General features: G+C 42.3%; 1 protein-coding gene. It reads right to left on the reverse strand.

The annotated features are described in order from the left end of the window. On the reverse strand, positions 1 to 332 hold a 332-nt coding region (locus M3191_RS18285; RefSeq protein WP_251701739.1), incomplete at its 3' end, for a transposase. Positions 333 to 428: the final 96 nt, after the last annotated feature.

The following is a 428-nucleotide window of genomic DNA, read 5'->3' on the forward strand; positions in this document are numbered from 1 at the left end:
ACCATCTCGAGCATGGAGAGGACAAGCGCCTGGTCACATCTTGCATATCTTTCAAAGACTGAAGGTGCGAATTCGCCTTGACGAGTGCGTGGAACTTTCAATGTAATCTTTCCGATACTCATGGTTAGTTCCCGCTCATAGTAGCCGTTTCGATAGTCTACGCGGTTGTCAGAACGCTCATAGGAGGCAGCCTTGAGGTACTCGTCCCGTTCCATTTCCATATATTCATTCAACACCAGAACGATTGTGGATTTGACGACAGCGTCAATGTTTGAATTCATCACAGAGTCTTTTAAAATATCCATATCTAGGTTAAAATTAAGTTGGGCCATTTTCCATTCCTCCAAATGTTTATCGTGGTTGAAAACATTTTATCACAGGGGATGGAAAAGGCCTTTTCCTATTTACACAATTATATGGACTCAATC

Source organism: Sporosarcina luteola, from assembly GCF_023715535.1.
Classification (GTDB): domain Bacteria; phylum Bacillota; class Bacilli; order Bacillales_A; family Planococcaceae; genus Sporosarcina; species Sporosarcina luteola_B.